This is a genomic window from Streptomyces sp. NPDC036984 (genome assembly GCF_055607665.1).
In genome coordinates, this window is sequence record NZ_JBVJRL010000017.1 from 26,606 (window position 1) to 41,983 (window position 15,378).

The window sequence follows — 15,378 nt, forward strand, 5'->3', positions numbered from 1 at the left end:
ACCAAGCGTAGTGGTGCGATGGCTGTGTGTGGTGACCGGGAGTGAAGAAGACCACTCCTTCGTGGGGTGGGCCGGTGGGGTGCGTAGTGTCGTACTCATGAGTACGACAGGCGCGACCGCCGATCCGCTTGCGGCCCTGGGTTCCCTTCCCGGTGTGGCCGAGTCCGTGGAGTCCGTGCGCAAGGCCGTGGACCGGGTCTACGGGCACCGGATCATGCGGCGCCGCAGCAACGCGATCACCTCCGAGGCGGCGCTGCGCGGCGCCCGCGGTTCGGCGGCGCTGTCCGGCGCGGACTGGGCCCTGGAGGAGGTGCGCCGGCGCACCGACTTCAGCGCCGACGACGAGTCCCGCGTCATGGGCGCGGCGCTGCGGCTCACCGCCGAGGCGGGCCAGCTGCTGTCCATCTGGCGCCAGTCGCCCCTGCGGGTACTGGCCCGGCTGCACCTGGTGGCCGCGGCGACCGGGGACGACCAGGTCGGCAGGCCCCGCCAGGCCGGCGAGCCGGTGGACGAGCCGCTGGTCGAGCTGCCGTTGCCGAACGCCGGGGAGGTCTCGGGCCGGCTGGAGGGGCTGGCGGACCTGATCATCGCCGGCACCTCCGCGCCGGCGCTGGTGACGGCCGCCGTGGTGCACGGCGAGCTGCTGGCGCTGCGCCCCTTCGTGTCCCACAACGGCCTGGTCGCGCGCACGGCCGAGCGGATCGTGCTGATCGGCAGCGGCCTGGACCCGAAGGCGATCTGCCCGGCCGAGGTCGGCCACGCCGAACTGGGCCGCGCCTCCTACCTGGCCGCTCTGGACGGGTACGTCTCCGGCACCCCCGAGGGCGTGGCGGCCTGGATCGCCCACTGCGGCCGGGCGGTCGAGCTGGGCGTGCGCGAGTCGACGGCGGTGTGCGAGGCGCTCCAGCGCGGCGCGGCCTGAGGAAAAACTCCCCGGAAAGGGTTGCGGCGGTACGAGTCCTCGTACCGCCGCTGGCATGCTCACCGGGTTACCAAGCGTCCTCGATGTGTTGCCCATCAGGTCGGGATGCTTTGCCCGTCACCTGGTGCGGCTGGCCCGTAATCGACGGGTCGACGTCGCGTGGGTGCGCGGTGTTCATGCGGGGTCCGTGGGGCCATGTGCGTAGTGGTAGGGGATCCTCTCGGATGTCCTTTGGTCTCGCGGGCCTACGTTCTTTGTACCGCGAGCCGGGAGGAAGCGGAACCCCTGCCTGCACTTCTTTACTTTCACGTCCGAACGGGGTGAAACGGACCTCGGTCAGGCCATGCTGCGGCGCCGGTTGGCGTACCAGACGAGGCCCGCGGTCGCCGCCGCCGCTCCTATGGCCGCCGCGGCGACCAGTGCCGGGCGGGGTGGAACGGAGAGTGTGGGCAGCCGCTTCTTGAGCGGGACCGGGCGGCGGAACGCCAGAACCGGCCAGCCGCGCGCGACCGCCTCCCGGCGCAGCGCGCGGTCCGGGTTCACGGCGTGGGGGTGCCCGACCGTCTGGAGCATCGGCAGGTCGGTCGCCGAGTCGCTATAGGCGTAGCAGCGGTCGAGGTCGTAGCCCTCGGACGCGGCCAGCTCCCTGATGGCCTCGGCCTTGGTCGGGCCGTAGGCGTAGTACTCCACCTCGCCGGTGAAGCAGCCGTCCTCGCCGACGACCATGCGGGTGGCGACCACCCGGTCCGCCCCCAGCAGTTCGCCGATCGGCTCCACCACCTCGGCGCCCGAGGTGGACACGATCACCACGTCCCGGCCGGCCATGTGGTGCTCCTCGATGAGGGAGGCGGCCTCGTCGTAGATGATCGGGTCGATCAGCTCGTGCAGGGTCTCGGCGACGATCTCCCGCACCTGCTGGACGTTCCAGCCGCGGCACAGCGCGGACAGATACTCGCGCATGCGCTCCATCTGGTCGTGGTCCAGGCCGCCGGCCAGGAAGACGAACTGGGCATATGCGGTACGCAGCGCGGCCCTGCGGTTGATCAGCCCGCCTTGGTAGAAGGACTTGCTGAAGGTGAGCGTGCTCGACTTCGCAATGACCGTCTTGTCCAGATCAAAGAAGGCTGCTGCGCGGGGCAAGGAGTGGTTTTCCACGTCCCTGAGCATAGGCGCCCACCATTCGGCGTAAGGTGGGGCGCGTGGGTTTGCCTGAGAGGGCTCTCGGGTACACCATGGAAGTCACGGATCGTTCGCGACCGTGCTAACCCGGCCCGACTCCTCCCCCCCCGAGTCGGCCGTGGGGACGACCCCCGCTCTCCCCCCCGGCGGGGGTCGTCGCATGTCCGGAGCGGTTTTCTCCGTTCTTCCCCTTCCTCCCGCGGTCGCGGGGGCGGCTCCGCGCCGCCGCGTCCGCGCGTTCCGTATGCCGACGATCGGTTACTCACAGTAATCGTGGCGCTGCTCTGCGGAAGTCGCACACGGATCAGTACGGGCGTCACCGGTATGGGTGACGGAGATATTCACAGGATCCGGGTTGTCCACAGTTTTCGACCAAGATCCACTTTATTTCGCGGATCGCTGCACCGTGATTCCAGCGCGCTCCGGCGGCGGCGAGTTCCTGGCCGGTTCCGATTGCCGGAGCGTGTATGGCCGGTTCCTATCGGCCGTTCATATGGAGGCCGCTTGCCGGTTCTTCACACCTTTGGGAATCGCGGGGCCGCAGGGGCTGCGCGGCCCATGCAGCGAAGGGGGAGCACCCGTGACCGGAACCGTCACCCACGACCCGCCGGGCGGCCCCGGAGAGCGGCCGGGACGGCCGCTCATCGTCACCGAGGACGCCGCACTGCTGGACGATCTCCTGCGCCTGTGCGCGGCGGCGGGCGCGACACCCGAGGTCCACCACGGCGTACCGGAATCCGGCGACGGCTGGGCGGCGGCCCCGCTCGTCCTGGTCGGCGACGATGCCGCCCGCCGGGTGAGCGGGGCCGCGCGCCGGCCCGGAGTGGTACTCGTCGGCCGGGACCAGGACGACTCGGGAGTGTGGAAACGAGCCGTCCAGATCGGCGCCGACCATGTCCTGATGCTCCCCGACGGCGAGGCGTGGCTGGTCGACCGCATCGCCGACGTCGCCGAGGGCATCGGCCGTCCGGCCCTCACCGTCGGGGTGATCGGCGGCCGCGGCGGGGCCGGCGCGTCCACGCTCGCGTGCGCCCTCGCCGTCACCTCCGCGCGCGAGGGAGTGCGCACACTCCTGGTGGACGCCGATCCGCTCGGCGGCGGACTCGACGTACTCCTCGGCGGCGAGAGCACCGACGGACTGCGCTGGCCCGCCTTCGCCGCCTCCCGCGGCCGGGTCGGCGGCGGCGCCCTGGAGGAGTCGCTGCCCGAACTGCACTCCCTCCGCGTGCTCAGCTGGGACCGCGGTGACTGCGTCGCCGTTCCGCCCCCCGCGGTGCGCGCGGTGCTGGCCGCCGCCCGGCGGCGCGGCGGCACGGTCGTGGTCGACCTGCCCCGCCGCCTCGACGACGGCGTCGCCGAAGCCCTCGCCCAGCTCGACCTGGCCCTGCTCGTCGTCCCGGCCGACCTGCGGGCCGTCGCCGCCGCCGGCCGGGTCGCGTCCGCCGTCGGCATGGTCGTCCGCGACCTGCGGGTGGCCGTCCGCGGGCCCTACGCACCCGGCCTTGACGACCGTGAGGTGGCCCGGCTGCTCGATCTGCCGCTGGCCGGCGAGGTGCCCGTCGAACCGGCGCTGCTGCGCCCGCGGGGCGGCCCCAAACCCCCGGGCGCGACGGGGCGGGGCCCGCTCGCCCGCTTCTGCGCGCACTTCTGGGAGCGCGCGCTGGTCGAGTCGGGAGGCGTCCGATGACCCTGCCCGGCCTCGACCGCGCCGACGGAGCGGCCCTGCTCGACGGCGTCCGCCGCTGGCTCGCCGAGAGCGGCGCCGAACCCACTCCCGCGCGCGTGGCCCAGGCGCTGCGCGAACAGGGCCGGGTGCTCGGCGACGCCGAGGTCCTCGGCGCGGCCGAACACCTGCGGTCCGAACTCGTCGGCACCGGCCCCCTGGAACCGCTGCTCGCCGACCCGGACGTCACCGACGTCCTGGTCTCGGCCCCGGACCGGGTGTGGGTGGACCGCGGCGGAGGTCTGGAGCTGACGCCGGTGACCTTCCCGGACGCGGCGGCCGTACGGCGTCTCGCCCAGCGGCTGGCCGCCGTGGCCGGACGGCGGCTGGACGACGCCCGGCCCTGGGCGGACGCCCGGCTGCCCGACGGCACCCGGCTGCACGCGGTGCTGCCCCCGGTCGCCGTCGGCTGCACCTGCCTGGCCCTGCGGGTGGTACGGCCCAGGGCCTTCACCGTGGAGGAACTCGTCGCGGCGGGCACGGTGCCGCCCGGCGGCGACCGGATCCTCAGGGCACTGCTCAGGGCCCGGCTCTCCTTCCTCGTCAGCGGCGGAACCGGAAGCGGCAAGACGACCCTGCTCAGCGCCCTGCTCGGCCTGGTCGGACCGGGTGAGCGCATCGTGCTCGCCGAGGACTCGGCCGAGCTGAGACCGGACCATCCGCACGTCGTCCGGCTGGAGACCCGGCCCGCGAACCAGGAGGGCGCCGGCCTGGTCACCCTGGAGGACCTCGTGCGGCAGGCCCTGCGGATGCGGCCGGACCGGCTGGTCGTCGGCGAGGTGCGTGGCCCCGAGGTCGTGCATCTGCTGGCGGCCCTCAACACGGGCCACGAGGGCGGCTGTTGCACGGTCCACGCCAACGCCGCCGCGGATGTGCCGGCCCGGCTTGAGGCGCTGGCCACGGCCGCCGGCCTGGACCGGGCCGCGCTGCACAGCCAGTTGGCGGCCGCCCTCTCGGTGGTGGTGCACCTCGTACGGGACAGGTCCGGGCGGCGCCGGATCGCCGAGGTGCATGTGCTGGAGCGGGACGCCACGGGGCTGGTGCGGACGGTGCCGGCACTGCGCTGGGGCGAGCGGGCGTTCGCGCGGGAGCGGGGGTGGGAGCGGTTGCGGCACCTCCTGGGTGACTCGGAGTTCTTCGGGAGTGAGGAGAGAGGTGGCGGAAGTGATCGGTGAGACGTCCATGGGGGCGGCATTGGTCTGTCTCGGTGCGCTGGTCTGGCTGCTGGGCGGCCGGCACTACGGGTTGCGGCGGGCCCGGCTGCTGCTGGCCGGCGGCGGGGTGGTGGCGACCGGTCCGCCCGGCTGGGAGCAGGCCCGTGGGGAACTGCTGCGGCTGCGCGGTCGGTTGGGGGCCGAGTGGTGGGCGCTCGGCGCCGGGCTGGTGATCGCTCTGCTGGGTGGCTCGGTGATTCCGGTCGTCGCGGGGGCGGCCGGGGTGCCGGTACTGCGCCGGGTGCGGCTGGCCCGGCAGGCCCAAAGTGCCCGGGAGCGGCGGGCGGACGCGGTGATCGCCCTGTGCGGGGTGCTCGCCGGGGAGGTGCGGGCGGGACGGCAGCCGGGGGAGGCGCTGCCGCGGGCCGCGCGGGACTCCGGCGGACTCGGTGACGCCCAGGCCGCCGTGGTGGCGGCGGCGCGGTTCGGCGGGGACGTGGCCGGCGCGCTCGCCGCGGCGGCGCGGCAGCCGGGCGCCGAGGGCCTGCTCGGGCTCGCCGCGTGCTGGCGGGTGGCCGTGGACCAGGGCGCCGGACTCGCCGCCGGCCTGGACCGGCTGGACGGGGCCCTGCGCGCCGAGCGGGATCAACGGGCCGACCTGCGCGCCCAACTGGCAGGTGCCCGGGCGACCGCGGTGCTGCTCGCCGCACTGCCCGCCCTCGGCCTGCTGCTCGGCTCGGCCATGGGCGCGGACCCGCTGCGCGTACTGCTGCACAGCGGGGCGGGCCTCGCCTGCCTGACCGCGGGGGCGGTGTTCGAAGCGGCCGGGATGTGGTGGGCGATGCGGATCGTGCGGGGAGCGGAGGCGGTGTGAGAGGGGCGGGGGTAGTCGGGTTGTTGCTTGAGGTGCCGCTCGAGGTGGCCTGCGAGGTCGGTGGGACGCGGCCGGCGGTCCGGGGCGCCCGGGAGTTTCGGGCAGGCCGGGAAGCCCGGGCACGGGGGGCGCCCGGGGAGCCGGGGGCATTGCGGGGAGTCCAGGAGCCGAGGGAACGGCGGGGACACCAGGAGCCGCGGGAACTCCAATGGCTCCCGGAACTGTGGGAAGGGCAGGCGGGATGAGCGGGGAGGTCGTCCACAGGCTGGGGATGGCCGGGGCCGTGGTGCTGGTCCTCGGCTGGGGTCTTCGGCGGCTGGAGCTGGCGCGGCGGAGGAGACGGGCGCGGCACCGGGTGGCCGAGCTGCTGGGGGTCGAACTGCCCGCTTCCAGAGCGCCGTTCGTGATCCCGGGCGGACTGCGGCGGTGGCTGCCGCCGACCGGGGCGGCGTGCGGTGCGTGGGCGCTGGTCGGCGGGGTCGCCGGGGCCGTGCTGGGGCTGGGTGCCGGTGTCGTGCTGTGGCGGTGGCGGGACCGGCAGACCGCTGTCGGCGGGGAAGAGGCGATCGACACCGCCGCGGCGGCACGCCAACTCCCGCTCGCGGCCGACCTGCTGGCTGCCTGCATCGCGGCCGGTGCCGCTCCGGTGACCGCTGCCCAGGCGGTGGGGGAGGCCCTCGGCGGCCCCGTCGGGCGGACGCTGGCGCGGGGTGCGGCGGAGGTTCGGCTCGGCGGCGCACCGGGGGACGCCTGGCGGACCTTGGCCCTGCTGCCCGGCGCCGGTGCCCTGGCGCGGCTGCTGGAGCGGGCCGACGAGTCCGGGCTCCCCGCGGCCGGCCCGGTCACGCGTCTCGCCTCCGACGCGCGCGCGGAGTGGGCCCGCGCGGCGACGGCCCGGGCGCGCCGGGCGGCCGTACTGATCTCCGCGCCGGTCGGCCTGTGCTTTCTGCCCGCGTTCATCGCGGTCGGCGTGCTGCCGGTCGTGATCGGGCTGGCGGGCGGGGTGGTGGGAGGGAGGTGAGCCGTACGGGAGCGGACGCGCACGCAGACGTCGGGTGAGCGCGGAGAAATGACGACAGGCCAAAACCTTACGGGGGTTGAGATGTTCGAAAAGATCAGGAAAGCAGCGGTCCGGTTGCGTGGCGCGTGCCGTCAGGACGCCGGAATGGTGACGTCCGAGTACGCCATGGGGATCATCGCGGCCGTCGGGTTCGCGTTGCTGCTCTATGAGGTCGTCACCAGCGGCCAGGTCCGGGCGGAGCTGCAGGCCATTGTGAAGAGGGCCCTCAGTGCGCGGATGTGAGCGAGGCGGGGACCGGGGGTTCGTGACCGCGGAGGCGGCCGTGGTGCTGTCTGTACTGGTGGCGTTCACGATGGCGCTGGTCTGGGGGCTGCTCGTGGTGGCGGCCCAGATCGAGTGCGTGGACGCGGCCCGTGCGGGCGCCCGGGCCGCCGCCCGTCAGGACCCGGCCGACGCGGTGGTGACGGTGACCCGGGAAGCGGTGCCGCGGGGAGCGCGGGTGCATGTCGCGCGCGAGGGCGACCGGGTCCGGGTGACGGTGGTGGCCAAGCCGCCGGTGCTGGGCGGATTGCCGTTCGAGGTGCGGGAGGAGGCCGTGGCGCTCGCCGAGGACACGGTGGGGGCGAAGGAGGCGGGGCCGTGAGGCGTGGGGGTGGGCCGGACGGCGGCCAGGGGTGTGCCGGGAGAGGGCGGCGGAGCGGCCGGGAGGAGCGGGGGGAGGTGCGGCGCAGGGGGCGGTGGCGCCCGGGCCGGCGGCAGGAGGCCGACCGGGGGTCCGCCACCGTGTGGAGCCTGGGCGCGATCGCCGTGCTCTGCGTGGTGTTCGGTGCCGTGCTCGCGCTCGGGCAGGCCGTCGTCGTCCGGCACCGGGCGGCCGGCGGTGCGGACCTCGCGGCGCTGGCGGCGGCCGATCACTGGTCCGAGGGCGGCGAGACGGCCTGCGCCCTGGCCGAGCGGGTGGCGGCGGCCCAGGGGGTTCGGCTGGTGCGGTGCGCGATCGTCGGCGAGACCTCGGACGTGAGGGCGGCCGCGGGTCGGGGGCCGTTCACGGCGGAGGTCAGGGCGAGAGCGGGCCCGCCGGGTCCGGTGCGACCCGCCGTCCCGGGGCCGCCCGGACCTTCGGCACCGGGCGGCCCCGGTACCCGGTCAAGAGCCACTGGGGCTCCTGAGGCCCCTGGATGAGCCCAGGGCGGCCCCGGGCTCCGGCGCGGGCCGGGCGGATGCCCCTCGCGGCTTTTGAGGCCCTGGACGAGCCCAGGGCCGCTCCAGGCCCGGGCCCTGCTTGAGTCCACGGCGGCCGGCAGGACGCCCTCGGGGATGCCCTCGGGCTCCGGCGACGATCCGCCCCTAGCCGGCCTCCGGCTCCCCGGCCGGCCTGCCCTCCGTCGGCCACCCCTCCGTCGGCTTCTCTTCCCTCGGCTTCCCCTCCACCGCCTTCTCCCCCGGCGCCCCCCGCAACAGCACCGTAAGAAGCCGTACCGCGCCCCTCTTGTGCAGTGGGTCGTTGCCGTTGCCGCACTTGGGGGACTGGATGCAGGACGGGCAGCCGGCCTCGCACTCGCAGGAGGCGATGGCCTCGCGGGTGGCGGCGAGCCAGGCGCGGGCGGTGTGGAAGGCGCGTTCGGCGAAGCCCGCGCCGCCGGGGTGGCCGTCGTAGACGAAGACCGTCGGGAGGAGCGTGTCGGGGTGCAGGGGGACCGAGACGCCGCCGATGTCCCAGCGGTCGCACGTCGCGAAGAGGGGCAGCATGCCGATCGAGGCGTGCTCGGCGGCGTGCAGGGAGCCGCCGAGGATCTCCGGGATGATCCGGGCCTCGTCCAGCTGGTCCTCGGTGACCGTCCACCACACCGCGCGTGTGCGCAGCGTACGAGGAGGGAGGTCGAGTTTCGTCTCGCCGAGCACTTCGCCCGTGATCAGGCGTCTGCGGAGGTAGGAGACCACCTGGTTGGTGACCACCACCGAGCCGTAGCACAGGCGGCCGTCACCCCACGGGATCTCGGTGTCCGTCTCCAGGACGGAGATGGACGTGGTGTCACGGGCGACCGTCGAGTACGGCGGGTCCGCCTGCTCGACCAGGGCGACCGAGTCCTCCAGGTCCAGGGAGCGCACCAGGTAGGTGCGGCCCTGGTGCAGGTGGACGGCGCCCTCGTGGACCGTGGAGTGCGCGGCATCCGCGTCGACCGTGCCGAGCAGGCGGCCCGTGCCGGTCTCGACGACCTGCACCGGACGGCCGCCGGCACCGCGGATGTCGGTGAGGTCGGCGGCCCGTTCCCGGCGCGTCCAGTGCCAGGCCCGGGTGCGGCGGCGCAGCAGCTTCGCGGCCTCCAGCTGCGGCAGCACGTCCGCGCAGGCCGGGCCGAAGAGGTCCAGGTCCTCCTCGGTCAGCGGCAGCTCCGCCGCGGCGGCGCACAGGTGCGGGGCGAGGACGTAGGGATTGTCGGGGTCGAGGACCGTCGATTCCACCGGCTGGTCGAACAGGGCCTCGGGGTGGTGGACGAGGAAGGTGTCCAGCGGGTCGTCGCGGGCGACGAGGACCGCGAGCGCGCCCTGGCCGGAGCGTCCCGCGCGGCCCGCCTGCTGCCACAGGGACGCCCGCGTGCCCGGGTACCCGGCGATCACCACCGCGTCCAGGCCGGAGACGTCCACGCCGAGCTCCAGGGCCGTCGTGGCGGCCAGCCCGAGGAGTTCGCCGGAGTGCAGGGCACGCTCCAGGGCACGGCGCTCCTCGGGGAGGTAGCCGCCGCGGTAGGCCGCGACACGCCGGACCAGGGAGCGGTCCACCTCGGCGAGCCGCTCCTGGGCGATCACCGAGATCAGCTCGGCGCCGCGCCGGGAGCGTACGAAGGCGACCGAGCGCACGCCCTGCACGGTGAGGTCGGTCAGCAGATCGGCGGTCTCGGCGGTGGCGGTACGCCGTACGGGTGCGCCCTTCTCGCCCGTGAGTTCGGTGAGCGGGGGTTCCCAGAGGGCGAAGACCAGCTCTCCGCGCGGGGAGGCGTCGTCGGCGACCTCCACGACCGGCAGGCCGGTCAGCCGGCCGGCGGCGACCGCGGGTTCGGCGGCGGTCGCCGAAGCCAGCAGGAACACGGGAGAGGAGCCGTAGCGGGTGCACAGGCGACGCAGCCGGCGCAGCACCTGGGCGACGTGCGAGCCGAAGACGCCCCGGTAGGTGTGGCACTCGTCGATGACGACGTACTTGAGCGCCTTCAGGAAGGAGGACCAGCGCGGGTGGGAGGGGAGTATCCCGCGGTGCAGCATGTCCGGGTTGGTGAGGACGTAGTTGGCGTACTGGCGGATCCACTCGCGTTCCTCGAACGGAGTATCGCCGTCGTACACGGCTGGGCGCACCGATGTGCCGAGAGATTGTGAAAGTTCCTTCACCGCTCGGCACTGGTCCGCCGCGAGCGCCTTCGTCGGGGCCAGGTAGAGGGCGGTGGCGCCGCGGCCGTTCGGGGCCTCGGCACCGTCCACAAGGGTGGACAGCACGGGCACGAGGTAGGCGAGGGACTTGCCGGAGGCGGTGCCGGTGGCGACCACCACCGAGTCGCCGTCCAGGGCGTGCTCCGCGGCCTGTGCCTGGTGCGCCCAGGGATCCTCGATGCCGCACGCCTGGACGGCCGCGATCACTTCCGACCGAATACGGTCAGGCCAGACGGCATGGCGGCCCGCGCGCGGGGGCAAGTGCTCCGTATGAGTGATGCGCGCAGCCCGGCTCGGCCCCGAGGCGAGCCGGTCCAGGATGATGCCCGGAGACGGGCGGGACGCCGGGTCCGCCGGGGATCGATCGGATCGGTGATTCTTGGCCATCGGCACCGAGTGTGTCACTGGCGTGACGGACAATGGAGTCAAGGCGTCGTGCACGCCTGCCGGTAAGTGATTGAATGCCATCGCGGCTGGCGTAGCGTCCCGGGGGCCGCAAGCCGAGGTGCCCGAGGGGCGAACCGCTCGATAGCAAGGTGCTGGAGGATCCGTGGACCTGTCCCTGTCGACCCGTACCGTCGGCGATCGTACGGTCGTCGAGGTCGGTGGCGAAATCGACGTATATACCGCGCCCAAGCTGCGTGAGCAGCTGGTCGAGCTGGTGAACGACGGGAATTTCCACCTCGTCGTCGACATGGAGGGCGTGGACTTCCTCGACTCCACCGGGCTCGGCGTGCTGGTGGGCGGCCTGAAGCGGGTTCGCGCCCACGAGGGCTCGCTGCGCCTGGTCTGCAACCAGGAGCGCATTCTCAAGATCTTCCGCATCACCGGCCTCACCAAGGTGTTCCCGATCCACACCTCGGTCGAGGAAGCGGTGGCGGCCACCGACTGACGGACCGGTCGCCGGCACCGGGCTCCTGACGGGGCCCGGGACGCCGGCCGGTCCCGTCCCGGGCCGATGCGGTCGAAGCGGTCCGGGGCACAGAAGTACACCAGGGGGTGCGGGCTCTCGGCGGCCCCGCCCCCGACCGCCCGTAGTCGCGAGGGGGATGCATGGCCACCGTCGAACTCCGCTTCAGCGCGCTGCCCGAGCACGTCCGCACCGCCCGGTTGGTGGCGGCAGCGGTGGCGCGCAGGGCCGGGGTGGACGAGGCCGTCCTGGACGAGGTCCGCCTCGCCGTGGGTGAGGCCTGCTCGCGCGCCGTCGGACTGCACCAGAGCAGTGGCGTCATGGCGCCGGTGAAGGTGGCGCTGATCGAGGAGGAGAAACAGTTCTCCATCGAGGTCGGCGACGAGGCTCCGCACGCCACGCCCGGCGACACGCCCGGCGCGCAGGCCGGCGACGCGGAAGTCGAGGAGGACGAGATGGGCCTCGCGGTCATCAGCGGCCTCGTCGACGACGTGGAGGTCACCACCGGGCATGACGGCGGTCTGATCCGGATGACCTGGCCGACCACGCCGCCGGCCACGGCGCTCGTCTGAGCCGTCACAGAACTCTCCGCAAGGGCCCTGCTCTGAGCAGGGCCCTTGTCGCGTTTTCCGGCGCGTCCCGGAATTCGTGAAGGAATTCACGATCAATAGCCCGATAATTCGATCAAGCGTCAATGCGGTCGTCAATGCCTTTGAGGCATTACCTCTTTCGGGTTCCATGCCGCACCTCGATCATTTGCTGAAGAGCACGAGAAGGCTGATTCCGTTTACCGTCCCCTGTTGAGATCACTCCGGGGTACCTACAATCCGTCCACATCTTGAGCTCAGCCCAAGCGTCAAGGAGGACGAATGGCGGGGCTTTCTACCCCTCATCAGTTGGGTCACCCCACAACCCTCGCGGCCGCGGTACTGACCGACGACAACAGGATCCTCGTGGCCGCCATCGCGGCGGTCGCCCTGGCCGCGCTGGTGGTCGCGGGGATCCTGGTGCGCCAGGTGCTGGCAGCGGGCGAGGGCACCGACAGCATGAAACGGATCGCCGAGGCGGTCCAGGAAGGTGCCAAGGCGTATCTCGCCCGGCAGTTGCGCACGCTCGGCGTATTCGCCGTCGTCGTCTTCTTCCTGCTCCTGCTGCTGCCCGCGGACGACTGGAATCAGCGGGCCGGTCGCTCGGTGTTCTTCCTGATCGGAGCGGCGTTCTCGGCGGCCACCGGCTATATCGGCATGTGGCTCGCCGTGCGCAGCAATGTGCGGGTCGCCGCGGCGGCCCGGGAAGCCACCCCGGCACCAGGTGAACCGCAAAAAGATCTCACCACCGTCTCGCACACCGCGATGAAGATCGCATTTCGCACGGGCGGCGTCGTCGGCATGTTCACGGTGGGGCTCGGCCTGCTGGGCGCCTCCTGTGTGGTGCTGGTGTACGCGGCCGACGCCCCGAAGGTGCTGGAGGGCTTCGGCCTCGGCGCCGCCCTGATCGCGATGTTCATGCGGGTGGGCGGCGGCATCTTCACCAAGGCCGCCGACGTCGGCGCCGACCTGGTCGGCAAGGTCGAACAGGGCATTCCGGAGGACGATCCGCGCAATGCCGCGACCATCGCCGACAACGTGGGCGACAACGTCGGCGACTGCGCGGGCATGGCGGCCGACCTCTTCGAGTCGTACGCCGTCACCCTGGTGGCCGCGCTGATCCTCGGCAAGGCCGCCTTCGGCGACTCCGGGCTGGCCTTCCCGCTGCTGGTACCGGCGATCGGCGTGATCACCGCGATGATCGGCATCTTCGCCGTCGCCCCGCGCCGCGCCGACCGCAGCGGCATGACGGCGATCAACCGCGGCTTCTTCATCTCCGCGGTGATCTCCCTGGCGCTGGTTGCGATCGCGGTCTTCGTCTACCTGCCCTCGAAGTACTCCGACCTGGACGGCGTCACCGACGCGGCGATCAGAGGCAAGGACGGCGACCCGCGGATCCTCGCGCTGATCGCGGTCGCCATCGGCATCGTGCTCGCCGCCGTCATCCAGCAGCTGACCGGCTACTTCACCGAGACCAACCGCCGCCCGGTGCGGGACATCGGCAAGACCTCCCTCACCGGCCCCGCCACCGTCGTCCTCTCCGGCATCTCCGTCGGCCTGGAGTCGGCGGTCTACACCGCGCTGCTCATCGGGCTCGGGGTGTACGGCGCGTTCCTGCTCGGCGGTACGTCGATCATGCTGGCGCTGTTCGCGGTCGCACTGGCCGGCACCGGTCTGCTCACCACCGTCGGCGTGATCGTCGCCATGGACACCTTCGGCCCGGTCTCCGACAACGCGCAGGGCATCGCCGAGATGTCCGGCGACGTGCAGGGGGCGGGCGCGCAGGTGCTCACCAACCTGGACGCGGTCGGCAACACGACCAAGGCCATCACCAAGGGCATCGCCATCGCCACCGCCGTCCTCGCCGCGTCGGCGCTGTTCGGGTCGTACCGCGACGCGATCACCACCAACGTGCACGACGTCGGAGCGAAGCTCTCCGGGCCGGGCTCGCCGCTCAGCCTGTCGATGGACATCTCGCAGCCCAACAACCTCGTCGGCCTCATCGCGGGCGCCGCGGTCGTCTTCCTCTTCTCCGGACTGGCCATCAACGCGGTGTCGCGGTCGGCGGGTTCGGTGGTGTTCGAGGTGCGGCGGCAGTTCCGCGAGCACCCCGGGATCATGGACTACACCGAGAAGCCCGAGTACGGGCGGGTCGTCGACATCTGCACCAAGGACGCCCTGCGAGAGCTGGCCACGCCCGGTCTGCTCGCGGTCATGGCGCCGATCTTCATCGGGTTCACGCTCGGCGTCGGCTCGCTCGGCGCCTACCTCGCCGGCGCGATCGGCGCGGGCACGCTGATGGCCGTGTTCCTCGCCAACTCCGGTGGCGCCTGGGACAACGCCAAGAAGCTGGTGGAGGACGGCCACCACGGCGGAAAGGGCAGCGAGGCCCACGCGGCCACGGTGATCGGCGACACGGTCGGCGACCCCTTCAAGGACACCGCCGGACCCGCGATCAACCCGCTGCTGAAGGTCATGAACCTGGTCTCGCTGCTGATCGCACCCGCGGTGATCAAGTTCTCGTACGGCCAGGACAAGAACCTCGGTGTGCGGATCGCGATCGCGATCCTCGCGCTGCTGGTGATCGTTGTCGCCGTGTACATCTCCAAGCGCCGCGGGATCGCCGTCGGTGACGAGGAGAGCGCCGAGCGGGTCGCCAACTCGCCGGATGCGGCGGTGGTTTCGTAGGAACGGCCGAGAGGGCCTGGTCAACGGGCGGGCGGACGGCGCGTGCTGACGTGCCGCCCGCCCGCTTCCTTCTGTGCGCTCGCCCACGTCGTGCGCTCGCCGCGCGTCGTGGATGAGCCCGCCTCACCTCGTGAGCCTTCTCTCCCATGGTGCGAAAGGTCACAAAAGCCGACTAATGAGCCGTCCGGGAAGGGGAGGAAGTCCGTCCGCCGTGTAGATTCCGGGGGCCGAGAGCCATGGAAGGGACCGATCCGGTGAACAAGAAGCTCGCGGCCGCACTGTCCGGCGGTGCGGTACTGGTGGTGGCGGTGTCCGGGTGCAGCGGCAGCGGCGGCGACAAGGAGCCCGACCCCAAGCTGGTGGCCTGGGCCAAGACGGTGTGCGACGCGGTGCCCGCGCAGGACGCGAAGATCAGGTCGGCCAACGCGTCGATCGCGGCCATCGCCACGAACAGCAACCTCCCGCCCAAGAACGCCAAGAAGACCTACGTGGACGCCTTCCAGGACATGGCCGAGGGCTACAAGGCGCTCGCCGACGCCCTCGGCGAGGCCGGAGCGCCCCCCGGGGTCGAGGACGGCACCAAGCGGCAGCAGGACGCCGTCAAGAGCCTCGCCGGTCTTGCCGCGTCGTACACCGAGCTGAAGAAGAAGGTCGAGGGGCTCGACACCAAGAACCAGGGCAAGTTCGCCCGGGGTCTCAAGGAGGTCGCCGGCCAGTCGAAGGAGATCGGCGAGCAGAGCAGCAGCGGCACCAAGGTGCTGAAGCGGCTGGAGCAGGAAGACGTCAAGAAGGCGATGGCCAAGCAGCCCAGCTGCAAGGTCGCCGCGTCCGCCTCCGCGACGGCGCCGGCCGCCGCCGGCTGACGTCGGCGAACGGCGCACGCGGAGTCGGGCCCGGGCA

At 72.8% G+C, this 15,378-nt stretch carries 14 protein-coding genes; 12 read left to right on the plus strand and 2 right to left on the minus strand.

Translation table 11 applies throughout. From position 1 onward, the window contains the following. The first annotated feature begins 97 nt into the window (after positions 1–97). Positions 98–922: a Fic family protein gene (locus tag ACZ7DL_RS27450; RefSeq protein WP_470778009.1), complete on the plus strand. Its 825-nt coding sequence runs from the start codon at positions 98–100 to the stop codon at positions 920–922. 336 nt (positions 923–1,258) lie between these two features. Here ACZ7DL_RS27450 and ACZ7DL_RS27455 read toward each other — a convergent pair whose 3' ends face one another. Continuing rightward, positions 1,259–2,089: an HAD family hydrolase gene (locus tag ACZ7DL_RS27455; RefSeq protein WP_470778011.1), complete on the minus strand. Its 831-nt coding sequence runs from the start codon at positions 2,087–2,089 to the stop codon at positions 1,259–1,261. A gap of 592 nt (positions 2,090–2,681) precedes the next feature. Between ACZ7DL_RS27455 and ssd the strand changes: the two genes are divergently transcribed. The 7 genes from ssd to ACZ7DL_RS27490 all read left to right on the plus strand — a co-directional run bounded on the left by ssd (position 2,682) and on the right by ACZ7DL_RS27490 (position 8,055). Continuing rightward, on the plus strand, positions 2,682–3,788 hold the full coding sequence (gene ssd, locus ACZ7DL_RS27460) for a septum site-determining protein Ssd (protein ID WP_470778013.1): 1,107 nt from the start codon (positions 2,682–2,684) through the stop codon (positions 3,786–3,788). Next, positions 3,785–4,999 carry a TadA family conjugal transfer-associated ATPase gene (locus ACZ7DL_RS27465; RefSeq protein WP_470778014.1) on the plus strand — a complete coding sequence of 405 codons (1,215 nt, stop codon included), beginning with the start codon at positions 3,785–3,787 and terminating at the stop codon, positions 4,997–4,999. The genes ssd and ACZ7DL_RS27465 overlap by 4 nt, the downstream gene beginning before the upstream one ends. 7 nt (positions 5,000–5,006) lie before the next feature. Beyond that, positions 5,007–5,852: a type II secretion system F family protein gene (locus ACZ7DL_RS27470; RefSeq protein ID WP_470778228.1), complete on the plus strand. Its 846-nt coding sequence runs from the start codon at positions 5,007–5,009 to the stop codon at positions 5,850–5,852. 241 nt (positions 5,853–6,093) lie between these two features. After that, positions 6,094–6,873 carry a type II secretion system F family protein gene (locus tag ACZ7DL_RS27475; RefSeq protein ID WP_470778016.1) on the plus strand — a complete coding sequence of 260 codons (780 nt, stop codon included), beginning with the start codon at positions 6,094–6,096 and terminating at the stop codon, positions 6,871–6,873. Between the two features lie 81 nt (positions 6,874–6,954). After that, positions 6,955–7,155: a DUF4244 domain-containing protein gene (locus ACZ7DL_RS27480; protein WP_470778018.1), complete on the plus strand. Its 201-nt coding sequence runs from the start codon at positions 6,955–6,957 to the stop codon at positions 7,153–7,155. Beyond that, the gene (locus ACZ7DL_RS27485) at positions 7,142–7,516 is read left to right on the plus strand and encodes a TadE family type IV pilus minor pilin (protein ID WP_470778019.1); all 375 of its coding nucleotides are present in this window, start codon (positions 7,142–7,144) and stop codon (positions 7,514–7,516) included. The genes ACZ7DL_RS27480 and ACZ7DL_RS27485 overlap by 14 nt, the downstream gene beginning before the upstream one ends. 176 nt (positions 7,517–7,692) lie before the next feature. Further along, positions 7,693–8,055 carry an Rv3654c family TadE-like protein gene (locus tag ACZ7DL_RS27490; protein ID WP_470778230.1) on the plus strand — a complete coding sequence of 121 codons (363 nt, stop codon included), beginning with the start codon at positions 7,693–7,695 and terminating at the stop codon, positions 8,053–8,055. A gap of 165 nt (positions 8,056–8,220) precedes the next feature. Here ACZ7DL_RS27490 and ACZ7DL_RS27495 read toward each other — a convergent pair whose 3' ends face one another. After that, positions 8,221–10,761, minus strand: a complete 2,541-nt coding sequence (locus tag ACZ7DL_RS27495) for a DEAD/DEAH box helicase (RefSeq protein WP_470778021.1) — start codon at positions 10,759–10,761, stop codon at positions 8,221–8,223. A gap of 82 nt (positions 10,762–10,843) precedes the next feature. Here ACZ7DL_RS27495 and bldG point away from each other — a divergent pair, with 82 nt between their 5' ends. The 4 genes from bldG to ACZ7DL_RS27515 all read left to right on the plus strand — a co-directional run bounded on the left by bldG (position 10,844) and on the right by ACZ7DL_RS27515 (position 15,341). Beyond that, the gene (gene bldG, locus ACZ7DL_RS27500; RefSeq protein WP_010986038.1) at positions 10,844–11,185 is read left to right on the plus strand and encodes an anti-sigma factor antagonist BldG; all 342 of its coding nucleotides are present in this window, start codon (positions 10,844–10,846) and stop codon (positions 11,183–11,185) included. Between the two features lie 161 nt (positions 11,186–11,346). Beyond that, complete coding sequence (locus tag ACZ7DL_RS27505) at positions 11,347–11,775, plus strand: ATP-binding protein (RefSeq protein WP_470778022.1); 429 nt, start codon at positions 11,347–11,349, stop codon at positions 11,773–11,775. A gap of 297 nt (positions 11,776–12,072) precedes the next feature. Next, a complete protein-coding gene (locus ACZ7DL_RS27510) occupies positions 12,073–14,478 on the plus strand; it encodes a sodium-translocating pyrophosphatase (protein ID WP_470778024.1) in 2,406 nt (801 codons plus the stop codon). A 254-nt stretch (positions 14,479–14,732) separates the two neighbouring features. Continuing rightward, complete coding sequence (locus tag ACZ7DL_RS27515; RefSeq protein WP_470778027.1) at positions 14,733–15,341, plus strand: small secreted protein; 609 nt, start codon at positions 14,733–14,735, stop codon at positions 15,339–15,341. Positions 15,342–15,378: the final 37 nt, after the last annotated feature.

What these genes read in the sequence shown, in the direction of transcription:
- ACZ7DL_RS27480 (WP_470778018.1), top strand. Translation starts at nt 6,955, where the DNA reads ATGTTCGAAAAGATCAGGAAAGCAGCGGTCCGGTTGCGTGGCGCGTGC.
- ACZ7DL_RS27510 (WP_470778024.1), top strand. Translation starts at nt 12,073, where the DNA reads ATGGCGGGGCTTTCTACCCCTCATCAGTTGGGTCACCCCACAACCCTC.
- ACZ7DL_RS27455 (WP_470778011.1), bottom strand. Translation starts at nt 2,089, where the DNA reads ATGCTCAGGGACGTGGAAAACCACTCCTTGCCCCGCGCAGCAGCCTTC.
- ACZ7DL_RS27465 (WP_470778014.1), top strand. Translation starts at nt 3,785, where the DNA reads ATGACCCTGCCCGGCCTCGACCGCGCCGACGGAGCGGCCCTGCTCGAC.
- ACZ7DL_RS27505 (WP_470778022.1), top strand. Translation starts at nt 11,347, where the DNA reads ATGGCCACCGTCGAACTCCGCTTCAGCGCGCTGCCCGAGCACGTCCGC.
- ACZ7DL_RS27475 (WP_470778016.1), top strand. Translation starts at nt 6,094, where the DNA reads ATGAGCGGGGAGGTCGTCCACAGGCTGGGGATGGCCGGGGCCGTGGTG.
- ACZ7DL_RS27470 (WP_470778228.1), top strand. Translation starts at nt 5,007, where the DNA reads ATGGGGGCGGCATTGGTCTGTCTCGGTGCGCTGGTCTGGCTGCTGGGC.
- ACZ7DL_RS27495 (WP_470778021.1), bottom strand. Translation starts at nt 10,761, where the DNA reads ATGGCATTCAATCACTTACCGGCAGGCGTGCACGACGCCTTGACTCCA.
- ACZ7DL_RS27450 (WP_470778009.1), top strand. Translation starts at nt 98, where the DNA reads ATGAGTACGACAGGCGCGACCGCCGATCCGCTTGCGGCCCTGGGTTCC.